At 25.0% G+C, this 25,413-nt stretch carries 18 protein-coding genes; 6 read left to right on the top strand and 12 right to left on the bottom strand.

From position 1 onward, the window contains the following. The first annotated feature begins 339 nt into the window (after positions 1-339). A complete protein-coding gene (locus ACFIJ5_RS18155; protein WP_379802854.1) occupies positions 340-1,728 on the top strand; it encodes an IS4 family transposase in 1,389 nt (462 codons plus the stop codon). A 69-nt stretch (positions 1,729-1,797) separates the two neighbouring features. On the opposite strand, the gene ACFIJ5_RS18150 is transcribed toward ACFIJ5_RS18155, so the two are convergent. Next, the gene (locus ACFIJ5_RS18150) at positions 1,798-3,504 is read right to left on the bottom strand and encodes an AAA family ATPase (RefSeq protein WP_379809695.1); all 1,707 of its coding nucleotides are present in this window, start codon (positions 3,502-3,504) and stop codon (positions 1,798-1,800) included. A 264-nt stretch (positions 3,505-3,768) separates the two neighbouring features. On the opposite strand from ACFIJ5_RS18150, the gene ACFIJ5_RS18145 reads away from it, so the two are divergent. Further along, the gene (locus tag ACFIJ5_RS18145; protein WP_379809694.1) at positions 3,769-4,191 is read left to right on the top strand and encodes a GNAT family N-acetyltransferase; all 423 of its coding nucleotides are present in this window, start codon (positions 3,769-3,771) and stop codon (positions 4,189-4,191) included. A 268-nt stretch (positions 4,192-4,459) separates the two neighbouring features. Here ACFIJ5_RS18145 and ACFIJ5_RS18140 read toward each other — a convergent pair whose 3' ends face one another. The 3 genes from ACFIJ5_RS18140 to ACFIJ5_RS18130 form a co-directional block, all read right to left on the bottom strand. Next, positions 4,460-5,137, bottom strand: a complete 678-nt coding sequence (locus tag ACFIJ5_RS18140; RefSeq protein ID WP_379809802.1) for an ABC transporter ATP-binding protein — start codon at positions 5,135-5,137, stop codon at positions 4,460-4,462. A gap of 16 nt (positions 5,138-5,153) precedes the next feature. Continuing rightward, positions 5,154-7,103, bottom strand: coding sequence for an ABC transporter permease (locus ACFIJ5_RS18135; RefSeq protein ID WP_379809693.1), 1,950 nt, complete (start codon positions 7,101-7,103; stop codon positions 5,154-5,156). 154 nt (positions 7,104-7,257) lie between these two features. Further along, positions 7,258-7,776, bottom strand: coding sequence for a GNAT family N-acetyltransferase (locus ACFIJ5_RS18130; protein ID WP_379809692.1), 519 nt, complete (start codon positions 7,774-7,776; stop codon positions 7,258-7,260). A 760-nt stretch (positions 7,777-8,536) separates the two neighbouring features. On the opposite strand from ACFIJ5_RS18130, the gene ACFIJ5_RS18125 reads away from it, so the two are divergent. Then, positions 8,537-9,742 (top strand): hypothetical protein, encoded by a 1,206-nt coding sequence (locus ACFIJ5_RS18125; protein WP_379809691.1) that lies wholly within the window; start codon positions 8,537-8,539, stop codon positions 9,740-9,742. 109 nt (positions 9,743-9,851) lie between these two features. Here the strand turns inward: ACFIJ5_RS18125 and ACFIJ5_RS18120 are convergent, their stop codons facing one another. After that, positions 9,852-10,376 carry a hypothetical protein gene (locus ACFIJ5_RS18120; protein WP_379809690.1) on the bottom strand — a complete coding sequence of 175 codons (525 nt, stop codon included), beginning with the start codon at positions 10,374-10,376 and terminating at the stop codon, positions 9,852-9,854. Between the two features lie 128 nt (positions 10,377-10,504). After that, a complete protein-coding gene (locus tag ACFIJ5_RS18115; RefSeq protein WP_379809689.1) occupies positions 10,505-11,173 on the bottom strand; it encodes a hypothetical protein in 669 nt (222 codons plus the stop codon). 596 nt (positions 11,174-11,769) lie between these two features. Here ACFIJ5_RS18115 and ACFIJ5_RS18110 point away from each other — a divergent pair. Then, on the top strand, positions 11,770-13,041 hold the full coding sequence (locus tag ACFIJ5_RS18110) for a radical SAM protein (protein ID WP_379809688.1): 1,272 nt from the start codon (positions 11,770-11,772) through the stop codon (positions 13,039-13,041). Positions 13,042-13,064: 23 nt separating this feature from the next. After that, a complete protein-coding gene (locus tag ACFIJ5_RS18105) occupies positions 13,065-14,336 on the top strand; it encodes a radical SAM protein (RefSeq protein WP_379809687.1) in 1,272 nt (423 codons plus the stop codon). Between the two features lie 228 nt (positions 14,337-14,564). Here ACFIJ5_RS18105 and ACFIJ5_RS18100 read toward each other — a convergent pair whose 3' ends face one another. The 3 genes from ACFIJ5_RS18100 to ACFIJ5_RS18090 form a co-directional block, all read right to left on the bottom strand. Continuing rightward, complete coding sequence (locus tag ACFIJ5_RS18100; protein ID WP_379809686.1) at positions 14,565-15,821, bottom strand: MFS transporter; 1,257 nt, start codon at positions 15,819-15,821, stop codon at positions 14,565-14,567. A 158-nt stretch (positions 15,822-15,979) separates the two neighbouring features. Next, positions 15,980-17,827 (bottom strand): YcaO-like family protein, encoded by a 1,848-nt coding sequence (locus ACFIJ5_RS18095; RefSeq protein ID WP_379809685.1) that lies wholly within the window; start codon positions 17,825-17,827, stop codon positions 15,980-15,982. 1,827 nt (positions 17,828-19,654) lie between these two features. After that, positions 19,655-19,831, bottom strand: coding sequence for a hypothetical protein (locus ACFIJ5_RS18090; protein ID WP_379809684.1), 177 nt, complete (start codon positions 19,829-19,831; stop codon positions 19,655-19,657). Between the two features lie 216 nt (positions 19,832-20,047). On the opposite strand from ACFIJ5_RS18090, the gene ACFIJ5_RS18085 reads away from it, so the two are divergent. Beyond that, a complete protein-coding gene (locus tag ACFIJ5_RS18085; protein ID WP_379809683.1) occupies positions 20,048-21,367 on the top strand; it encodes a helix-turn-helix domain-containing protein in 1,320 nt (439 codons plus the stop codon). Positions 21,368-21,434: 67 nt separating this feature from the next. On the opposite strand, the gene ACFIJ5_RS18080 is transcribed toward ACFIJ5_RS18085, so the two are convergent. The 3 genes from ACFIJ5_RS18080 to ACFIJ5_RS18070 all read right to left on the bottom strand — a co-directional run bounded on the left by ACFIJ5_RS18080 (position 21,435) and on the right by ACFIJ5_RS18070 (position 25,411). Then, positions 21,435-21,698 carry a hypothetical protein gene (locus ACFIJ5_RS18080; protein WP_379809682.1) on the bottom strand — a complete coding sequence of 88 codons (264 nt, stop codon included), beginning with the start codon at positions 21,696-21,698 and terminating at the stop codon, positions 21,435-21,437. A 459-nt stretch (positions 21,699-22,157) separates the two neighbouring features. Beyond that, complete coding sequence (locus ACFIJ5_RS18075) at positions 22,158-24,641, bottom strand: ABC transporter permease (RefSeq protein WP_379809681.1); 2,484 nt, start codon at positions 24,639-24,641, stop codon at positions 22,158-22,160. Beyond that, entirely contained in the window at positions 24,641-25,411 is a 771-nt protein-coding gene (locus tag ACFIJ5_RS18070) for an ABC transporter ATP-binding protein (RefSeq protein WP_379809680.1), read from the bottom strand. Before ACFIJ5_RS18070 ends, ACFIJ5_RS18075 begins: the two co-directional genes overlap by 1 nt. Between the last annotated feature and the right edge of the window lie 2 nt (positions 25,412-25,413).

The following is a 25,413-nucleotide window of genomic DNA, read 5'->3' as shown; positions in this document are numbered from 1 at the left end:
TATGAAATTATAAAACAATCATACTAAAAGCAAATTTAACTAACTTTCAGGTTAACATTATACTAACCTAAAGGTTAATTAAATTTGCCTATTGATAAACCATTCCTATCTCTCACTTATATAAAATATCATTTTTAAATAACTACTTATCCAAAAACATCTTATTTAAAAATTAATATAATATATTTTATATTAGAAAATATATTAATTAATATACTCAACTTTCGCAGATAAAAAATAAGGCGAAAGCCTGTAAAATAAACGCATAAAGCAAAGAAACATTCCTTTTGGTATAATAGAATTGCTAAAAACATAACACCAAAGAAAGGAATGTTTCTTATGAACACTATTATACCAAATGATAACAAAGATAAACAACTGAATTTTACTATAAATAGATTTTTTAAAGATAACAAAATTGGATCTATTCTTAGAAAATGTAATTTTTCAAAGCAAAAAGGTTTTTCTTGTATTACAGTATTTAAATATATATTTACTCTTATTTTCACAGGTAAAAATCTTTTTCGTACTTTTGAGAGTAAAAAGAATATCAACTTTTCAAAAGATGTCATCTATAGGTTCCTTAATTCTCCTAATTTTAATTGGAGAAAATTTTTACTCATACTTTCTTCATCAATTATCAGAAATGTAATCATTCCGCTTACATCTAAAGATAGAGTAAATGTCTTAATAGTAGATGATTCTTTGTATAGTAGAAATAGAAGTAAATCTGTTGAACTCCTTGCAAATGTTCATGATCACGTTACAAGAAAATTTGTCAAAGGCTTTCGCCTTCTTACACTTGGTTGGTCAGACGGTAATACTTTTTTGCCTCTTGGATTTACTCTTCTTTCTTCTGAAAAAGAGAAAAATAGAATTTGCCCTCAAAATGAATCTATTGATAAAAGAACTAATGGTGCTAAACTCCGTAAGGAGGCTATTTTAAAATCACCTTCAGCTATGATGTGTTTACTTAAACAAGCTGCTAAATATAAAATTCCTGCATCATATGTTCTTTTTGATAGCTGGTTTACGTATCCCAAAATTCTTATACAAATTTTACAACTTAAACTTAATACTATTGCTATGGTTAAAGCAATGCCAAGGGTTTACTACAATTACAATGGTAAGCTTTTAAATCTTAAAGGACTTTATGCTAGTTTAAAAAAGAAACGCGGTAGAGCTAAAATTCTTTCTTCTGTAATTGTAGGTATTGGTTCTGATGAAAATGGCAATGAAGTAAAAGCAAAAATTGTATTTGTAAGGGATAGAAATCGAAAAAGAAACTGGCTTGCTTTGATTTCTACTGATATATCTTTAGACGATAATGAAATCATAAGAATTTACGGTAAACGCTGGGATATAGAAGTTTTTTTCAAAATGAATAAATCTTTTTTAAAGCTTGTTAAAGAGTTTCAAGGACGTTCTTATGATTCCATGGTTTCTCATACGTCTATAGTTTTTACTAGATATATCATGCTTGCTTTAGAAAATCGTAAAAATAATGATGTACGAACTATTGGTGGATTTTTTTATCAATGTTGTGATGAACTTCAAGATATCCAATTTTGTGAAGTAATGCGTATCATTATTGATATTTTAAAAAATGTTTTATCTGAAAAACTTCTTCTTTCTAAGGAGCTTATCGACTCAATAATAGACAATTTTATTACTGCTTTGCCTTGTTATATCAAGGAGAAGTTGGTCTTTTTCTCCTGCGAAAGTTGAGTTAATATATTAATAAATATATTACACATTAAAGACATATGCTAAATATTCAAAGATATATAGCCTACTCTATATTACTTCCACATAAATATCCTTTTTCCCAATAACTATAATTAGTACATTTTTCATATGCTTCATATCAAAGCTTTTATTTAATTTTTCACTTATACTATAACGCTGAATCTGGTTTATACCTTCTTTTTTAACTTGCTCAAACTTATTTCTTTCACTTTCCTTTATATATTTCAATTCAATTAACCATTCGTATTTTATAGAATCTTCAAATGCCTTATTTTTAGTTAAAAGTATATCTATAAATCCATTTTCCACTTCATATTCACTATTAGGAATATATATGTTATTCATAAACAATGACATAAGAAATATTTTTATATGTTTCTCATCAAAACGATTCAAATCTCTATTTGAAATATTAGACATAAAAGTTTTGAAATATTGTACAAACAAATCCATTTCACCTTTTAAAGCCATTTGCATAATTCCTGATTTTATTATTTTATTATCAATTTTCAAATCACTTTTTGAAATTAGCTTATCTCTAAAATACTCCCAATATATTGTTTCAATAGCAATGTTAGGAATAGTCAATATTACATCTCCTAATAAAGATTCTTTAATTGTCAACATACCCAAGTAATATAATAAAGATATAAAATTCTCTTTCTTATCATACATATATTCCAAATTAAACTTTTCAACTAGATTTATTGATATTTCTTCTTTATTTAATAATTTTTCAATAGTTTCATCATCTTCAAAATTAAAAGCTAATTCCTCTAACTTTTTATAATCAGTTTTAATGTTAAGATCCAACATATTTTTAGGATATTTTTCATTGTTTATTACTGCATTTAAAAAATATAGTACCATATTAGGATTAAATATTCTTGTCTCACTATCTTCACTAAATAGATATCCATTGTAATATGATTTCATATCATTAAATAAAGTTTCTTTATGGAATTTATTTAATACATCTAATGAATTTATTAATTTTCTCACTTCATAAGAAGTAAATCCCATCATTTCATTATACTTTTTCTCTAAAGTAAAATTTATAGTAATATTAAATCCACTAGTTAAATCATCAAGCATTATAGGACTTACACCTGTTATAAATACTCTCTCAATGCTCTTTGAAGTTCCCGTTTTTATAGTTTTATAAAAAGTCTTGACATATCCTTCTCCAGATAAAAGTTCATAGTATAATTCTTTATTTCCACCACTTATAAGATTATTAGCAAAATTATCATATTCATCAATAAGCACAAAGATTTTTTTATTTACCTGTTCGGTTTTATATAAAATGAAATTCATTACCATTTCCGCTCCTGTTGAAGCTGTTGGTAGTTTTTCATCATCAAAATAAGATGAATATTTTTTTAAAAATAACTTACCAGCATTTATAACGCAATCATCAAAACTTTTAATAAATCTCTCTTTACCTTCTTTAGTTATTAATTTAGAAAAATCAAATCTGAGTATTAAATAAGAATTCTTTTTAGGAGTTGGATTTTTACTAATATATAAATCTTTGAATATTTCATCAAAACTGTTTCTTTTATTAACATCATAATAATTTTCAAGCATAGATAGAAATAAACTCTTTCCAAACCTTCTTGGTCGTATAAAAAACTGATATGGCGCATCATTTTCCAATGTTTCTATATATTTTGTTTTATCTATGTATAAATAATTTTCTTTTCTTAATTGTTCAAAATTAGATATTCCATAGGGAATTTTATTTTTATTCATTCACTCATCCCCTTTCATAAATATAATCTTACCTATATTATAAACCAAATTACAGTTTAATTAATACAGTATTTAATTTTCGTACATGAAAATAAGCATTATCAATTAAATGTTTTCTTAATTTTTCCTTTTTAAGGATTTATAGTATAATTTTAATATATACAAACAAAAATTTCTGACTTCAATAGGAGGTAGAAAATCTACTTTCCTAAAAATAGTTTTATCTTATAATTTTCAATTTGAAAAAACATTGGAGATGTTAGCATGATTCGAATTAGTAAATTGTTAAATAATGAAGAAAAATCAAATGTTGCAAATTGTATATTGAGACAATTACCAGAATGGTTTGGTATTGAAGAATCCATAATTGAATATGTAAACAGAGTAAAAAGCACTGATTTTTATGCAGTATATTACTTGGACAATCCTGTTGGATTTATAAGTATAAAATCAAATAATGAATATACTTCGGAAGTATATGTTATAGGAATATTAAAGAAATATCATAATCATGGTATTGGGAAAAAATTATTAAAAATAGTAGAAGAATCTTTAATTAAGGATAATGTTAAATTTCTTATGGTAAAGACTTTAGGCGACTCACACCCTGATATAAATTACAAATATACTAGAAAATTTTATAAAAAAACTGGTTTTTACCCTTTGGAAGAAATAAAAGAAATTTGAGGAGAAAAAACACCATGTTTAATTATGGTTAAAAAATTATAGTATTTATCAACCATAAAATAATTTCTAGCGTAACTTTTCAAAAATACGCTAGAAATTATTTTTTTCATTTAATTTTCACAGTAAAAAAATACTGTCTAGCGGAGGAAAATGATATATTGCGTAAGAAACCTTTGAACAAAGTTTACAAGTTCTTAGCAAGATATCATTTCCCGCAGCGGCTATTTTTCACCTGCGAAAATTGAATTTTTTAACTAATAAACACTTGTTATGTGAAATTATATATACTACCATCTTTAATTGTTATTCTATTATCTGCATATTGTGCTACATTTGGGTCATGAGTTACCATTACTAGTGTCTTTCCATGTTTACTGCTAAGATTTCTTAACAAATTTAAGATTTCTTCAGAAGTTTTGGAATCCAAATTACCTGTTGGTTCATCTGCTAGTATAACTTTAGGATCGTTTATAAGAGCTCTTGCTAAAGCAACTCTTTGCTGTTCTCCACCTGATAATTGTGATGGTTTATGTCTTTTTCTATGATTTAAACCTACCATATCTATAAGTTTATCAATTTTCTTCTTATATTTTTTTATAGGTTCTTTATTAAGAAGTACTGGCATAGCTATATTTTCTTCTATACTCAATGTTGGTATAAGATTGTAAAATTGAAAAATAAAACCTATATCCATTCTTCTAATTTTACTTAAATCTTTATCTGATAAATCATTTATGGATTTACCGTTAAGTATTACATTGCCACTAGTTGGTTTTATAAGTCCCCCTAAAATATATAAAAATGTACTTTTTCCAGACCCTGATGGCCCCATTATAGTAGTAAACTTACCTTCTTTAAATTCTGCATTTATATTTTTTAATATATCTACTTTAATATTATTTTCATCAAAAGTTTTTGATATATTTTCTGCTCTTAATATACTCATTTCAATTATCCTTCCATTATTCATACTTTAGAGCTTGTATAATATCTTTTTTACAGCTTATATATGATGGATACATAGAAGCTAATATTATACTTATCATCAAAATCATAGTAGTTAACATTATAAAATATTTAGAATAACTTATTATAACTCTAACTCCTAGAGTAAGAGCTGTAACATGACTAAATGCATATATAAATACTATGCCACAAACAATACCTATAGATATACTTATAATTCCTAAAATTATGCTTTCAATCATCATTATAACTCTTACATCGTTTATCTCAGCGCCAATAGATCGAAGAACAGCATTTTCCTTCTCTCTTTCCATTATTGATAATATCATTGTGTTAACAAGACCTGATACTCCAATGAAAAGTATAATCAAAACTACACAATATACTATTTCACTTGCTTTAACAACAGTAGCCCTAAATTGCTCTCTAACTTGATTTATGGTATATATATTATAATTTTCATTCCCTAAAATACTTTTTATCTTGTTTTTTAATATATTATAATTTTTCTTGCTCTTACTCTTAATAAGTATCTTATTTGCAACTGTATTATCAAACATTTTTCTATTTACATAAACAACATTTCCATTTCTATCAAAGGTACGTACTGTTCCTATTATAGGAACTTTCTTGGTTTTACCGTCAATATTAATAGTATAATAATCCCCCAATTTAAGTCTTTTTCGAATAGCATTTCTTTCTGAAATTATTACACAATTAATATTTTTACGTAACTTATCCAATACTTCATCATGATTCCCTCTAGCAAAATCTAACTTCTCTAATTTTTCATAATTACTAGGATCTATTCCATATAAAGTTCCCTTAATATGTGAATTTTTTCTACTAAAAGATTTTATATATATTTTACTTAAGCTAGAAACTTCATCTAGAGACTCTATTTTATTTATCTTAGATGAACTTATTGATTTACCTTCTATAAGAAAATCATATTTTAAGTTATCATTAACAAATTTTACTGCTGATGCTCTAAAAGATGAAAACATACCATCAAAACCTATAGCTAATATTAATCCCATAGATATTAGCATTACAATACTTGCTGTTCTTTTTTTATCTCTCAATAAATTTCTACAGGCTAGCATAGTTTCAACACCTAAAACTACTCCTAAAATTTTTGAGGCAATAAAAAGGCATAATTCAATAATTTTAGGGATTAAAAACAATATACCTGTAAACAATATAACAAAACTTATATCTGAAAGATTGATAAAAATATGCCCTTTACTCTTTAAGACAATTTTCTCATTAATTCCATAAAAATCATACTTTAAGATAATACTCATTACTATTAAACTAATTCCTATAATTGGTGATATAAAACCTTTTACTGAAAAAGTTTTATTATCATATACCTCTTGTCTATTCATTAAAAATAATGTATCCATTGGATAGGATTTATTTACTTTCCTAAACAGCATTTTAACTGTTAATACAGACATACTTATGCCAACAGTAATTGCTAAAATTATAATAGGAATAGAAATAGCATATCTAGGTATATTTTCTCTTTCCCCTATAGGCAGCATAACTAGAATTTTACCTAGTATTAATCCTAACAAAGTACCTATTATACTTCCTATAATACCTGTGATAAAAGCCTCACAGGTCCAATATCTACTACAATCTTTTTTACTCATTCCTATAGTTTTTAATACAGAAATATTTTTCATTCTCTTATAAATAATAACTGTAAATGTATTATATATAATTACTCCTCCAACAAAAGTCATCAATAGCATTATGCAATTAAATAGAGAAATTAATGTTTCCATGTCTTCTTTTTTTATATTGTAATTTGAAATATATGTATGTTCAAATGTACCTAATGCTATTATTATAGCTACACTTAGTGCAACACCTGTTGAAGTTAAAATAGTTCTAATTTTAGTTTCTTTAAGAAATTTCACTGCTAATTTAAACATTTTATTAACCCCTATGTTTTTTTATGAATACATATCAATTTATTTACATATTTCAAACTTATTAACTAAAATATAAAACTTTTCTATTAAAAAGTAAACACTTTTTTTGCATTTGGAGAATATTTTAATTAAAAATAATAAATTAAATCCTATCTTATTTTTGTATTTTATACACCAAATGTTTCATTTTCATACCCTTAAACTCTTTTACATATTCACCTACCAAATGCATTCCAATATTTTTTGCAACATTAATAGAAGCAACATTTTCAGGTCTTATATCCGTAACAACTTCTTTTACATTCAAATTATTAAAAGCATAACGTATACAAGCTTCAGCCCCTTCAGTTGCATACCCTTTTCCCCAATACTCTTTTTTTAATATATATCCTACTGCAGTATAATTTTTCCCATTTATTTTTTCTTTTAATAATCCAATTTGTCCTATTGTCTCTTTAGTATTTTTATCAATTGCTAAACAATATCCATGCTTATTTTCAGCATAGCTTTTTTTCATTCTTTTAATCCAATCATATATTTCTTCATCATTATATACCTTTTCCCACGCATACATCACTTCTATATCTTTTAACATTTTGCACAACTCATAAAAATCTGTTTCTTCTAAGCTTTTTAAAATCATTCTCTTTGATTCTAATAGAATTTCACTCATTTCCTCGTTCTCCCTTCTTGATTCATCCCTCTATGTTTTTTTATAATTAAATAATATTTTTCATTCTATGCTAACTATTCTAACATCCCTACATAAACTAATCTTAATTTAAACCTAAATTCCAGTTTACAATAACTCACTCAAGTTTGGAAGGACAAAAATACTGTCTAGCGAAGGGACATGATATCTTGCGTAAGAAACATTTGAACAAAATTTACAAGTTCTTAGCTTTACGAATTTGAAAAAAGCCATTTTTTAATTACTGATTCCTACGGAATATTAATTAAAAAATCTTTTTTCAATATGAGTAAAGCTTAGAACTTGTTACTAAAGTGAAAAGTTTCAGAGCAAGATATCATTTCCCTTCGCCACTGTTTTTCACCTGCGAAAGTTGAGTAACTCACATTATTATCTGAAATCAATAATCTTATATTTTTTATACCATAGAAATAGCCAAAATTTTTTACATGAAAATAACTAAATTTTACCTTTTTAAGTATATCAAGTATAATTTTAGTACACACAAAAATTAATTTAACTTTTGATTTTAAGATAAAATAAAAATTTCAAAATCATTTTGACTTTGAAAAAACATTGGAGATGTTAGCATGATTAAAATTAATAAATTGTTAAATAATAAAATATATTTGATTTTATATTAATAAATATATTAGTTAATATATTAAAATATATATTACAAAATATACTATAAGTTATAATATAAATTGTATTAATTAATTTGAAAAGGAGGGGAGATATTATGAATACCATACTTAAAAATGAAATTATGGAAGTTCTTTGTGATTTTCAAAAAGGATATACTGAGAGAAACCTACACAATTTAGATAATTACACTAAAAGATTATTTACAAATGATGCAGATGTAAGAGTTATAGGAACAAGTCCTGGAGAAATCTGTTTAGGCTTTGAGAAGATTAAACAGTTAATAGAAGCTGACTGGAAATATTGGGGAGATGTAAGTTGTGATTTAAATAATCCAATCATAGTGAATTTAGATGAAAATATTGCTTTCATTGCTTTAAAAGGAAGTGTTAAATTAACTTTTAAATATGATGAGAAAAAAATCAACTCATTAAAAGAGGTAATTAATAAAAATATTTATGAAGAACTTGATTTTGATACTACTACATATAAAGAGCTAAAGCAAAAAGTTTTTCTACTCAATTGGACAATAGCTCAATGGTGTATTGGATATCCAGAAAAGAAGGATCATCATATTCCTCTAATCATCACAGGTGTTTTGAAAAAACAGACAGATAAGTGGAAATTTAAACAGATGAGTTTTTCAGTATCATCTCTTAATGTTCCAGATTATTTATTTTTCAGAAATTCAAATGATTCAGAAGCAAAAAAACAATTAAAAAATTTCAAGCAAAACTGTTATGGAGAAACTGAAGAAATTCAAATTTTATTGAATTCTTTACAAAATTATTGGAATGAAAATGAATTTATCGGAACTAATTTATTTAATAAAATATTTGATAATGAAAACCCATTAATAATTTCTCCAGAAGGAAATTTAATCACTCATAAAGATAAATTTATAGATGAGCTAAATTGCATGAAAGATATATGGAATGAATTTAATTTAGACATAGAATCTTCTGCTATTAATACTGAAAATAATACAGGTTGGGCATTAACATTAGGTACTGTTAAAACTAAAATATCTAGTAAAATTTTACTTCAATCTTTACTAAATAAAAGCAAAACTATTCTAGATAATAAATGTAATATAAAACAACAATATATAACTATTCTACGTCATATATCATCAGTATTTATGATAGAAAATCAAGGAGAAGATTTTGAAATTCCTATTAGAGTTGAAACAGTGTTTTCTAAAAAAAATTCTTGGAAAATAAAATATATTCAAATATCATACGGATATGAATTGATTTATGAACATAGAACTAAAAAATTAAATTTGTGGGGAAAAGAATAGCAGTTGGGCTTTGTATATTGATAATAAAGCAAAAAAATCTAATGGGCAACTTATCCACCCATTAGATTTTTTACAAATATGTGATTTTTCCTTAAATTTTAATCAAGATTTAGTTAGCACCACCATTTCTCATTCCTCTACCGTTCCCATTACCTCTACCAGCTCTTTGTCCATTGCCCTTTGAACCATTCATTCCACCTTGTCCTGGAACTGCATTGGCAGAATTTTCTTTCACTGAAGCTTTAAATTGATCTCCTTCTTCCTGTGTTATAGTTCCTTTAGCAACAGCGTCATCTATTGCTTTATTTTTTGCATCTATATTCGCAGTCTTAAATTCATCATGATTGATACCTTTTTCTTGTAAAAGATCATATAATGTTTTTCCATCCAATCTTGCATTTGCAATTTCATCAGCAGAAATATTATATTTATCCTTAGCTACTGATTCTACTATATCTCTACCTCTAAGATTAATACTTCTTCTTAATCCTATACCATTTCCATTAAAATTAGCATTTTGAGTTTGTGCAGTTGGTGCAGCAGTTTGATTATTAGATGCTGCTGCATATGCAGTACCTCCTACTCCTATAGCAGCTGTAAGTGTTAATGCAGTTAAAATATTTCTCATTTTCATAGTAATTTTCCTCCTTTTATTTTTTCTTTTGTTTTGTTTCTTTCTATGCTTTTATAATACAAGCAAATTTCAATATAACTATGACAATATTGTGATAATATTGTGAAAAATAAATTGGAGGTTTTTTATTACTCTTCTGGTTTATACCCTTTCAAAATCACGGAATTAACCTTTTCCTTATCCTCTGCCTTTATTCTCATTATTACATTTCTTACATCATCATCAAATATTTTATATTTCTTTTTAATATTTAAAGTCAACTCATAATACTCTATTATCTTGCCAAATCTATTTTTATTCTTTTTTTCACTCCATTCAAATTTTTTTATATTATCTAAGGTATATCCAATTCCATGCACATATATTATGTTTTCATATACCCTATTCTTTCTGTTATTTTTCACACATAGTATAAATATTAAAAATATTAATATGGCAACTAATGCTAATGATATTCCACCGTAAATATATGCATGTATATGATATATACCTCGTACATTACTGCGCTCTAAAGAATTGTATATATTCACAAGTTTATTGTAATTAAACATATCTTTAAATCCTGATATATATTTAGGATAAAGAATTTCATAGCTTTTATGAAAAGTTTTATAGAAATTTGAACAAGCAAGTGAAAATGGAACAATGAATAATATCAAACTATCCATAAATAAAATATTTGTTTTATATAACCCTTTAGCTATGATTTTTTTATCTTTTTTCATAGGAATAAAAATATCTTTAATCAGAAGTAATAATATTATAGCAATCAAAAAAATTGAAAGTTTTGATATCACAATTCTCCCTCCCCTCTGTAATTTAATCAAAAATTTAGTTTACTACTAATTATAATATTTAAGTTTTCTTATAATGCTAATGAATGTTTTATAACATTATTTTACCATTTAGTATCGTTTTTACAAATACTTCATTATATGTAAACTTAATGTTATAATATTTTATGTAAATATATTGAATAAAAGTATAAAAATGATATAATGTAATTGTAAAAGGTAAATAATGTAATTTCAATAAAAAGGAGGCGAATTTTATGAAATTATATGGAAAGAAAAAAGAAACAAAAACAGCTATTCCAACATACGTTTATTACTTAGGTAAATGCTACATGTAAATAAATTTAACTTATAGTAAAAATTCTATGATGAAATTTCAAAATCAAAAATATAATTTTAATAAAAAGGAGGAGACCTTTATGAAATTATATGGAAAGAAAAAAGATACAAAAAAAGCTATCCCTGCACATATTTATTTTTCAGGTAAATGCTATTAAATCCATTTTATTACTTAGATAAATACCACTAAATCAAATACACCAAAGTATCATAAGTACTTTGGTGTATTCATTTTAATAAATACAAGAGAGGTTTTATATATGGAGAATTTATATAATAGTACTTTTGTTTTTTCAAATAATATTAGATTTATTGAAAATAAAGATAAAGTAATAATAATAAATGGTTGTTCAGGTATATGGGGGTTCCTTGATAAACCTACATTAAATAAAATAAATTACTGTATAGATAATAAAATATCACCCTTAGATTATATAAAATCACTTAAAAATCAAGAAGAAATGCAGCAAATAGGAGAACTTTTTCAAGTTTTAATAGAAGAGAAAATGATAAAAAAACCAAGTGATAAAGAATTTAATGTAAATATTAAGGATGTGGAATTTAAATTAACCAACAGGTGTAATTTAAGATGTTTACACTGCGGAGCTTCTTCTGATATAAATGAAATAGATTCATTAAGTACAGAAAATATAAAAACTATTTTAGATAAAATCTTTAAATTAAATATAGACTCTTTACTTTTAACTGGTGGAGAACCACTATTTAGAAAAGACATAAAATCATTACTTTGTTATATTCAAGAAAAGTTCCAAGGTAAAGTGAATATGACAACAAATGGTACATTAATAGACAAAGAAATGGCTGTATTACTTAGAAAATGTTTAAATACTATTTCTATTAGCGTAGACGGTTATGATAGAACTTCCACTGATTTTGTGAGAGGAAAAGGTGTCTACGATAAAATAATAAGAGCAGTAAATTACCTAAAAGAAGTAGGATTTAAAAAAGAGGAAATAGGACTTACTATGACCTGTACATACCAAAACATTGATCATAAAGAAGATTTCAATAAATTATGTGATAATTTAAATGTAACAGGCGTTTTAAGACAGTTTACAGCAATAGGACGAGGTCTTGAAAATTATAAAAAACTTGCAATCAATGATTATACACCAACTAATGAAAAATTAAATGAAGAACTTGAACAAATTAGAGAAAGTTTAGAATGTAAAATAATATGTACTGCTGGAACTAAAAAATTGATGATTAATGAATTAGGAGATTTATACCCCTGTCTAACATTAGATAATGAAGAATATAAATTTGGAAATGTATTAAAAAATGATTTAAATAGTATCTTTAATTCTGAAAAATATGAAAATTTTATCAAAAACAAAATAATGAAAAGTATAGTTGATACTTTACCTAAATGCAAAGATTGTAATGTGAGATATTTTTGTATGGACTCATGTTTAGGCATAAGCAATTCATATTATAAAAATAAGAATATTAATAAAGAAAGGTGCAAACAGATTCGTCCATATTTAAATAAAGTTGTGTGGAATGAATAACTCATGATATAGGGGGTTTGTATATGGAAGATTTATATAATAGTAATTTTGTATTTTCTAAAAATGTTAGATTTATTGAAAATGGGGATAAAATCATAATAATAAATGGTAAATCAGGTATATGGGGTTTCATTGATAAATCTACATTAGACAAGCTAAATTACTGTATAGATAATAAAATATCACCTTTAGCTTTCATAAAAGCACTTAAAAATCAAGAAGAAATGCAGAAAATAGGTGAACTTTTTCAAGTTTTAATAGAAGAAAAAATGATAAAAAAACCAAATGATGAGAAATTCAAAGTAAACATTAAGCTTGTAGAATTTAAAATGACTAATAGATGCAATTTAAAATGTTTACACTGTGGAGTATCTGCTGATGCAAATGCTGTAGATTCATTAGATACAAAAGATATAAAAACAATTTTAGATAAAATCTTTAAATTAAATATAGAAACTTTATTTCTAACGGGTGGAGAACCTCTTCTTAGAAAAGATATAAAGTTAATCCTTTCTTATATAAAAGAAAATTTTAAAGGTAAAGTAGAACTTATAACAAATGCTACCTTAATAAATAGCGAAATAGCTGATTTGCTTAGAAAATGTGTACATTCTATTTCTATAAGTGCAGATGGTTATGATAAAAATTCCATTGATTTTATAAGAGGACAAGGTGTCTACGATAAAATAATAAAAGCAGTAAACTACCTAAAAAATGCAGGATTTAAAAAAGATGAGTTATCACTTACAATGACTTGTACATATCAAAATATTGATCACCAAGAAGAATTTACTATGTTATGTGACAAGTTAAATGTACAATCAAAGCTAAGAGAATTTACACCTATAGGTAGAGGTCTTAAAAACAATAATAAAATAGGAGTTAATAATTATTTATTAAATGAAAAAGAAACTGATAATGATTTTGAAAATATTAGAGAAGAATTAGAATGTACAATAGTCTGTACCGGTGGAATTTCTAAATTTATGATTAATGAATATGGAGATATGTATCCATGTATTACATTAGAAAGAGAAGAATATAAATTTGGAAATATATTAAAAGATGATTTAAATAGTCTCTTTAATTCTAAAAAATATGAAGAATTTATAAAAAATAAAATACAAAAAAGTATAGTTGACACTTTACCTAAATGTAAAGATTGTAAAGTAAGATATTTTTGTATGGATTCATGTTTAGGAATAAGTAATTCACATTATAAAAACAAGGAAATTTGTGAAGAAAGATGCAATCAAATACGTCCATATTTAAGTAAAATTTTATGGAATGAATAAATTTTAAAATAAATTCACTAATCTTATTGAAGATAAATTAAAATATGCTATAATAAAATTACTATAGGAAATATTTGGTAATGGGAAGGAGGGAACATTGATGAAACTATATGGAAAGAAAAAAAACACAAAAAAATTACTTATGCCACTTACACCATCTGGCTATGGATACTGTGGTCTTTAACTAACATAATAAAAGCTTTCTGCATGTGCAGAAAGCTTTTATTATTATATTTTCTTAAGTTCTTTATTAAATAATTGAGAAACTGATAATATTATTATGGCTGTACTAACTATCATAAATAACTGTGGTATACTAAAGAATTTACATAATCCTCCTACTATAAATCCTCCTATAGGAATTGAACATAAATCCATTACACTAGAGATAGCTGCTGCTCTAGGTAAGAATTCCTTGTCTATACTTGTCATAAAAGCTACCTGCATTGTTGTATTCATTAATATAATTCCTAAACCCATAAAAAAACAGAAAAAACCTAGTAGTATTAGCATAAAACTATATTGATTAATCCTTCCTAATTGAGATAATGCAAAATAATTCATTCCTACTAAAATCCCACCTAAAATGAAAGTATAGAAACCAGATATTTTCTTTTTTATTCTTGGAAAAATCAGTCCTGAGCAAATCATACCTGCTAAAAATGGAACGGATATAATTGATAGTGCTTCAGGTCCTTTACATAAAACTTCTTTAACATATGGAGCTTCTAAAGCATTAAAAGGTACCAAAAAAATATTAATACCTGCTGCAAAAATACTTACATATACTATAAGCTTTGAATTAAGCAAGTATTTAAGTCCCTCCTTAAAATCTTGTATACCACTTTTAATTGTCATAGCTTCTTTTTTTATTGAATCTTTGTATTTTATTGTTATAACTATACTTGCACATATAAAAAATGTAATAGAATCTATTATTATAGTCCCTCCAGTTCCAATTAAAGCTATAAAAACTGCTGCCAAAGAAAATCCTACCATTTCTACTATTCTTACAAGAGTATTATCTAAAGATATTCCATAATCAAATTTTTCCTTATCCAATATCATAGAATACAGTGATGTAGAGGAAGGTGCTCTGAAAGATTCAAAAGAAGAATTGATAAAAGTAAGTACATATAAATGCCATGGTTTAAGTAATTTTAACATAAATAATAAAGCGGTTAAAAATACTGTTATTCCTCTTCCTATATCACAAAAAAACATTATTTTTTTCTTAGAATGATATCCTGCAAATACCCCTGATATCATTCCAAATATTACATTAGGTATACCATTTACTGCAAATAATGATGCCATTAATACTTTGGACCCTGTAAGCTCATAAACCATCCATGAATAAGCTATGGAATCCAAAGAATCCCCAAATCTAGATATAAGTTTAGCTACTAGATTTTTTATGTACTGCTTTTCACTTAGTAAATTTTTGTAAGAAATTTGTTTATTTACAGCTACTTCTGTATTCATTAATCCCCTCCACTTAATTATTATTTTTAGATATTTAATAAAAGAAGAATATATACTCGCATATATATTCTTGTAAAAAAGTTATAATCCTTTAACATTTTATCTAATTTTTTAAAAAAATACTTATATTAATAATTTAGGTATAACTTTTTTGACTTCTATGATACCCACTCTAATGTAATTTGATTAATTGGATTTTCTTTCATTTTTGTACGAAGCTTATTTTCTACATTTATTTTAGCAGTTGTTAAACATTCATCTTTCAACTTACAGGTATCACAATTAGGACATTTAGGTAAAGCTATATATTTAAAAACATCTTTTGGATTTTTTAAATCCTCACATACTTGTGAAACTTCTTCTTTTGGGAAATCCATATTTAAAATTTTTTTAAAAATATCTTCAGAATTCATACCTGATTCCTTTAATTTAAAGTACTGTGTTACGATATCATAATATAAATCTTGTTGTTGACGATTATTTTTAAATGCTTCTAATGCTTCTACTGCTTGTTCATATTTTCCAAGTCTATAACGTAATTGAGTTAAGAAAAATGCCACATTAAATTGATTATAAGGTGAATTTTTCTTAAAGTTTACATTAAATATTTCTCCTAAAACTGCAGTATAATTTAAGTCTGATAACGCCTTTTCGATTTTATTCATTTCTTCTTCAGAACAATTATCAAAATTAAAAAACAAGTTTTCAATCTTATCAAGTTCAATTTGATTAAATTTAGTACTTTCAACAGGTTTATTTATATTTTTTCTTCCAAAGGCCGAAACTTCAGGAACATATACCATTATTGATGGAAATCCTAAATAAGAATTATCTCTTATATAAACATTGTATCCTCTATTGTATAAATTTGAAATCATAGCTTTAACTTCTTCTTTATAACTTTCTTTTGGTATAAATACTGTACTATCAAAAGCATAGTCTTCTTTTTCTTCAAAAAGACTTGGAGGAAAAGTACCACTACCATCTACAGTAAAATTAGTAAATTCTTCATATCTCTTATACGTATCCTCTTTATGATTATTCTCAAAATAGCTAGGAATTTCCTTAGGAATATCGAGTAATGACTCGTTAAATTTATCTTCGCTTTCTATTCCTTGATAAATTTCCGTTAAGCATCTACTAAGAGCTATTTGAAAAGATGTATCTGAACCAACATTAAGTCTATATTTATTAGTTTCTTTATTTATAATTATTACTCCAATAGAAGGTATTTTTTTATTAGCTGAAAAATCCTTCACTATAATTTTGAACTTTCCATTTTTCTCTATATTATTGATTATTTCATATTCCTCAGAAAATCGTTTTAAAAATTCATCTGGTACAGTAGGTGGAGTAATCTGATTATAAAAGGTTTCTGCTGCTCCCCATCTTTCCATCAATTCACACATTCCTTGGAAAATAGCTTCTGGAACAGTATTACCTGCTGCCATACCATTTGAACCTACAGCTATTGTTAATAAGTTAATAGGTAAATATATTAATTTCTTATTCTTAGTATCATAAAAAGGAATTGATACAATTCCTTCTACATTATTGTTATGTAGCCTTTCAAAATATGAATCAACAAATTCAGTTTTACTCTTACTTCTATATTTTAAAATATCTTCCATAATTTCGTTAGGTAAGTTTAAAAATTCTTCCTTTTTGAGATATTTTTCATCAGGAGTAAAATAAAATCCTTGTTTCTTTTTAATTTTCGACATTATAGTTCTTGAAAACATTACCAACCAATTATTTTGTATACGTTCCATAAATTCAGCATATCCACTTGCAAGAGCATATTCCCTAGTTCTACCTTTTCCGTTTGTTCCAAAAGATCCTTTACTTTCGTCAAGCTCTATACGTGTTGAATATATTTGTGGATATGGATTACCTTTAAAAACTTCATGAGGAATCAAATCAACTTCTTCTAATATATTTTTTATTTTATTTAAGGTTTCTTCTGGATTTAAATTTTTATAAGGTCTCTTTACAGAATTAAACAATTTCTTTCACCTCTTCAAAATTTATGATATTGTAATTGCTATATACTTCAAAAAAAGATACGCAAAATAAGCGTATCCTTTTAAATTTTATAAAACAGTTTTACCATTTTTAGATGTATTTAAATTTTTTGTCATACTACTATTACAAGCAGCAGCTGCATTATTCTTTTTTAATCCATTTTTGTCTGATATAAATTTCATAATTTCACCTCACTTTCTATTCTTTAATTAGTCGCTTACAGAAACCTGTAAGCATTTCTCTACCCAACTTTTAAATTATTAGAATTTATCCAGTATCTATCACCCTAAAACTTTCCCTTTTAAGGTCAGTTAATCAGTACTTAGACACTGGACAACAAATTCTAAGCTTCATATAACTAAATCCAAAATCTTCTTCGTATTTTCTAGTTTTATATATTTATGTAAAATATTTCTATTACAAATTCATTATATCTTGTTTTTTTATTAAAGTAAAGAGTTTTTATTTACTTTTTGTACTAATATAGTTAAATAATTGTTATATAAAAAAGATACGCAAAATTAAAATGTATCTTATAAATTAAACACTTTAACTTCACGCATTCTTTAAATTTTATAAAACAGTTTCACCATATTTTGTTTTAATATCTAATCTTTGAATATTGCTATAAAGTGCATCCTTATGTGTGCTTTTTGGTTGTTTTTGTTCTGTTATAAATTTCATAATTTCACCTCACTTTCTCTTCTTTAATTAGTCACTTACAGAAGCCTGTAAGCATTGATTTACCAACTTTTAAATTATTAAAATTTATCCAGTATCTATCACGCTAAAACTTTTTCTTTTGATGTTAGTTAAATAGTACTTCCATACTGGACAACAAATTCTAAGCTTCATATAACTAAATCCAAAAATCTTCTTGATATTTTCTAGTTATATATATATATGTAAAATATTTCTATTACAAATCCATTATATCTTGTTTTTTTATTAAAGTAAATAATTTTTATTTACTTTTTTTGCACTAGTATAATTAATCAATTGTTATATATAAAAAATACGCAAAATTAAAACGTATCTCATGAAATAAACATTTTAACCTCGCGCATTCTTTAAATTTTATAGAATAGCTTCACCAGTTTTTGTTGAAAATGTTCTATAGACATGGTCATGCTCACAACGTACAGCATTATTAGTACTATTTTGTTGTTTTTTTTCTGCTATAAATTTCATAATTTCACCTCGCTTTCCATATGTTATTAATCGCTTATAAAACTCTATAAGCATTAGTTTCTCTTTAATATATGAGATTAATCTTTTTTATAGAAGTAAAAAATAATTTTTACTTTTTTATTTTTTTAATAATTCTAATTTGAATTTATCTATAATTTTATCAATTCATATAAAGCTTCCTTATCATGATATATATATGTTTTTATATTATAAAAACAAAGAATTTAACTTTACCTTTATAATGATATACTTAAATGTAAATATAGATATAAAATTTATAATCAAATAAAAATATTAAACATTTATTTAAAATATTGATTAACCAATTTTGATTCTTTAAAATTAGTTCCTTTGCAAATATTATGTATAAAAAAAGACACGCAAAATTAAAGCGTATCCTTTAAAATTCTATAAAACAGTTTTACCATTTTGTGGTTTAAGTATTTGACCTTTAGTATTATAACAAAGAACGGCATTGTTAGCATTCTTTTCTGATTTTTTTTCTGCTATAAATTTCATAATTTCACCTCCTTTTAATATTTTAATTAGTTACTTTCACAATTATATAAACATGGATTTATCTAACTTTTAATTATTGTATAAATAGTATTTCTTGTTTATTTTCCTTTACTATCAGGATCAATAGTACTGCACATACTTTGTAATTGAATTTGATTTTTAAACGTATTTGTTGATTTTTTATTTATAGTTTTTGCACTAACTATTTTTACCCCAGTATTTAAGACAAGCATTAACGATAATGTTAATCCTATAATTTTTACTATCTTTTTCATAATAACACTCATCCTTTCTCCGTGCTTAAAGCACAAAATATAATTAAATTAATTAACTTCCTGTCTAATTATAAATTATAATATTTTTGTAAAAATTTTCTAATTCAAATTCATTATATATCTTATTTATATAAAAGTAAAGTTATTTTATTTACTTTTAATAAATTTTTAGTACAATATAATTAAACATCAATATACAAATAAGGAGAATTTTTTATGGATACTAAAATAATCACTTGTGGAGAAAAATTAAAAAAAATAAGAAAACAATATAAAATAAAACAATACGAGTTAAGTGGAGATAAACTCACAAGAAATATGATAAGTATGCTTGAAACTGATAAAACTGGACTTACAAAAAATACGGCTGAAATTTTAATAGAAAATATACATAAAATATGTGAAAAAAAATCTATTAAATGTGATATTACTCTAGAGTACTTACTCAAATCTGCTCAATGTCAAGGAAAATCAATATGTGAAAAATTCATTGTATTTTTAGATTCTACCCCTGAAAAGGTATTTGAAGATAAATATCAGGAAACTGTAGATGAAATACAAAAAATACTTAACAAATATAAATTGAAAGAAGAAAAAATCATAATATACACAAAGCTCGGTGAAATATTTAAAAAATCATATAATTTTTATAAAGCTTATACCTATTTTATAATGGCTTTTGAAAGCTATACCAATAGCTTTAATAATTCTGAATTAATAGAACTTATTATTGATATTACTTATTGTTGTAATAATTTGAAAAGATTTAAGGAAACTTTAGATTTCAACAGATTAGCTTATATATACATGGATAATATTCCTGAAGACATAAAATATAAAATTAAATTTAATAATATAATAGCCTACAAGAATCTAAAAAATTATACTTTTGCCCTAAAAGAAATAGAACAGATAGAACATACTTTCAAGGATAAATTAATTTATGAACCTATTGAAAAAATAAACATCTTAATCTTAAAAGCTAACTGCTTAAAAGAAAAAGGGTTTTACGTTGAAGCATTACAAATCCATAATGAAATATTAATTTTAAATAAAAATGATATAGAAATGTCTCTTGTTGTACTATGTAATACAATTGAATTGTATATTGAAATGAATGATAGTAGAAACATTAAAAAATATATAGATAAAAGTCTTCCTCTTTTAAAGGAATATAAAGAGATGGATGAAAAAAAATATTGTTGTGAAATATATAATGATATTGGGTTAGGATTATATACTATAAAAAACTTTAAAATGAGTAAACAATATTTTAATGAAGCTTTAAATAAAGCAAAAAAATATAAACAAATATCAATTATAAACTCTTCTATGGAAAATCTTTTAAAGATAGCTGTAAATGACAGTAATGTAGATGAACTAGACAATTTAAAAAATCAATTGCTTGAAATAATATCTCTTAAATTACTACCTGAAAATAATACTTTAATTTTTCAATTTATTGAATACTATAATCGTATAAATGATAGAGAAACTATTAGTAATATAATTCATTTTATAAAAGAAAAGCTTTAATACAGTAGAAAATTTTAAGGCTCTCTGCACATACAGAGAGCCTTTAGAATTTTTAACTCTTATTAAATTAAGCAACTACTTTTCTATATAAACGTAAATTTCTTCCTATAACTAACCCAATAAAAATTGAAGACAACATAATATTTAACTTAATTTTAAATCCAAAAATATTAATTAAATTCGTATGTATTCCTATATACAAAGACAATACACCTAAACAAATAAATATTAAATCACTATAAAATTTATGTTTACCAGACTTTTTAGATCCTATATGTATACCTAATAATCCAAAAGTTGCTATAGTTATAAAATTACTTAATATACCCATACTTAGCTCCACCTTTCTGAATTAAATTAATATATCTATTATCTTATACAATATTTTACTCTTATTTTAAATTATATCATTATATTACTTTATTTTAAATATATAGACAAATATATGCTTGTGTAAAAAACCTTAGAACTTGTTATTAAAATGACACGATTTCTAACACTATATAAATATTTACTTCACAGGTTTTGTATATTGCCAGTAAATAAAAAAATATAAGAATAGGAATCTTTGAACAACATCTACATGCTCTTAGCCTTACGAATTTGAAAAAAGTCATTTTTAAATTACTAATTCCTTTGGAATATTAATTTAAAAATCTTTTTTCAATATGAGTAAGGCTTAGAGCCCGTTATGGGAGTGAAGGATTCCTATTCTTATACACTTTTTTATTTACTGACTTCATACACTTATGGCTGAGAAACCTTATAAGCCTCCAAAGCATTGTCCTTCCTAATCTACTTCACGGATGGAATCAATAATATTCATTGAAGCCACCTTCCTAAGTGGGAATAAACTTGCCAAAACAGATATTAATACACTCATAATAAGAGCTCCAATGATAGGAATTATAGGTATACCTGACTTCATGCCTTCCACCACATTATAAAGAACAATACAGACAATAATAGATACTATAATTCCAAATATAGAACTCATTATGCCATAAAAAGTACTCTCAAATACCACTAACTTCTTTATGTGACCCTTGTTAAGCCCTATAGCCCTTAAAGTGCCAAACTCACTAGTTCTAGCTAATATATTAGTGTTCATAGAATTTATTATATTAACTATACTTATAAGAGCTATGAACCCTATAAAACTATACATTAACAAAGATATATTTCTTCTTGATTTCTCGATACTCTCAATTTCATTAAAATAAGATATACATAAACCATTTTCACTACTATCAGCTATCTGCTTCAACTTATTATTTACAAAATCATTATCTGCATCCTTGCTTACATTAACATCTATTTCTCTATATCCATCAATTTTTATGAAATTTTTAAAACAATTTTCTCCTATCATAAAACCTATTCCCTTACCTTTTTTCTTTACAGCAAAAGGCATATCTGAAACAATAGCTTTTATCTTAAACTTCTTGTCCTCATACTTAGGCTCAGAATCCCCTTCTTTTTCATAATAGAATCGTCTTATTATTATTTTCTCACCAACATTTAAATTTACCATATCTGTAAAATCACTTTTATTTATTATGATGTCATTATCCTCATTAAAAGAATTTAAATTCCCTTTTACAAGATATTTATTAAGAGATTTAAAATTATCCTTATTATATCCATTTAAAAATCCATGTAAATGATATTCATCTCCTTTTTTATTAAGATTGCTGTACGGATATTCTAATAATTGTTTTGTCATATTTTTCTTTTCTAAGATAACTCCTACTTCCTTATATCTTTTAGGAATTATATTTTCAACTCCTGGTATTCTCTTAGCTTTATTTGCAGCACTTTCACTATAAACATTTTCATCAGAACACATTTTCCTCATAGTTAACTTATATTCCCCATTTGTAAACTTGTTACTAGGATCATACATTGGAAAATGATTAAAAAAATACGTGAATACTATAAACAAAATTATGCTAAAACCAAAGGAAAATACAGTAGTTATGGTTCTCTTTTTATTTCTCCATAAATTTTTATATGCCAGTTTTCCAGTATTACCAAAGAATTTTTGTATTATAGAATGCCATTTTTTATCTTTTATTTTATTAGTATTGGATGAAGATTTTGTGTTTGTAACAGCTTCTAAAGGAGCTACTTTTGATGCATGTTTGGCTGGAATTAATGTAGATATAAATACACCTATTAAAGAAATAATAGCTGCTGCAATTAAAATACTATATGAAAATGTTAATTTAGAATTTTCAATATTTGTTAAAGAAGATACTTTTGTATATACTCCTGTTGATATTAAATACCCAACTAAAATACCAAGAGGTATTGAAATTAAACTCATTAAAAGAGCTTCCTTTATTACTAACTTTCTTATTTTTTTTGGTCTAAAACCTAAACAACGATATATACCATAATCTCTTATTCTATCAAGAATTGATATGTTAAATATATTGTATATTACAGCAATAGCTGCAATAACAACTATAAGTATAAATAATATTGTTGGAACACTAGGTTTATTCCCGTTTTTTAAAACCTCTACAAGTCCATAATTTATCTCAACATCTTTATCTTCAAGATTTAAATCCTGTTTAGTATGTTTAATAATGCTAAGACTTTTATTCATACCTACTTTATCTGGCGTTTTTACAAAAACACCATATTTAATGAAATCTTTAGGAAGGTTTTCTAAAGCTGTATCCAAATTAACTATTCCTTGAGATGTACCACTGTATTTAACTCCTGGTTGAATTTTAAGTATACCAGAAAGAGTCAAATTACTATCAAATTTATACTCTTTGTATTTTCCATTATTCTCAATAGTAGCTAAAACTTTCATTGGTATTTTTGTACCTATTTTTAATGGTATATTATTTTCCTTCAAAAACCATTCATCAATACATATCTCATTATTTTTTTCAGGATATTTACCTTTAATAAGTTCCATATTAAAAATATCTATAGTTTCTTTATCCCAAGCTTCAATGTTAACTGATGTATTACTTTTTTCACTGGGAAATGTTCCATATGGAACTGAAACTCCTATTCTATTAAATTTCTTACTATCTCTTAAATCTTTTATCATACTTTTATCTTTAAAGGAAAACCTTGCATATTCATCCCCATAATTTTTTCTTGCATTTTCTATAATACTTTTCTTTAAACTACTACTTACTATGCCAATAGTTACAATTAGAGCAGTTGCAATTATTATACTTATTATTATGGATAATGTACGTTTTGGTTGTTTCTTTATATAATTGATTATTAATTTTGAATCTTTCATTAATTAGCCACCTTCTTTTGCAAAGGAATCTGTTCTTTATCTTGTATAATGTTTTTTGACTTATTACTCTTTATAGTTTCTTTCCTTATACTATCCTTAAATTTATCACTTGTTATATTTCCATCTATAATTGTTACTATTCTATCTGCATAAGATGCCACCTTATTATCATGAGTTATCATTATAAGTGTTTGATTGAATTTTCTTATAGAGAATTGAAGCATATTTAACACTTCTTCTGTAGTTTTGCTATCTAAATTTCCTGTCGGTTCATCTGCAAATATAATAGAAGGTTTTCCAGCTAATGCTCTTGCTATAGCAACTCTCTGCTGCTGTCCACCTGAAAGTTCATTTGGATAATGATTTATTCTTTTTTCAAGACCAAGAAGACTTATTAGCTCATTAACATAATCTTCATCTATTTTTTCTCCATCTATACCTAATGGAAGTTTTATATTCTCTTCTGCTGTAAGTACAGGTATAAGATTAAAAGATTGAAATATAAAACCAAATTTTTTTCTTCTAACATCAGATAATTTATTTTCAGAAAGTTTTAATATACTTTTTCCTTCTAATATAACTTCACCGCCCGTAGGCTTATCTAATGTACTCATTAAATGTAATAATGTACTTTTTCCAGAACCGCTTGGTCCTACTATAGCTACAAATTCTCCCTTATTTATAGTAAGATCTGTAGGTTTAAGTGCCTTAACCTCTGCATTTCCCTTTCCATATGTTTTACAAAGAGATTTTATTTTTAATAATTCCATGA

The sequence above is a fragment of the Haloimpatiens myeolchijeotgali genome (genome assembly GCF_042688525.2).
Classification (GTDB): domain Bacteria; phylum Bacillota; class Clostridia; order Clostridiales; family Clostridiaceae; genus Haloimpatiens.
Note: the sequence above shows the minus strand (reverse complement) of the source record. Positions and strands in the feature narration are given on the sequence as shown.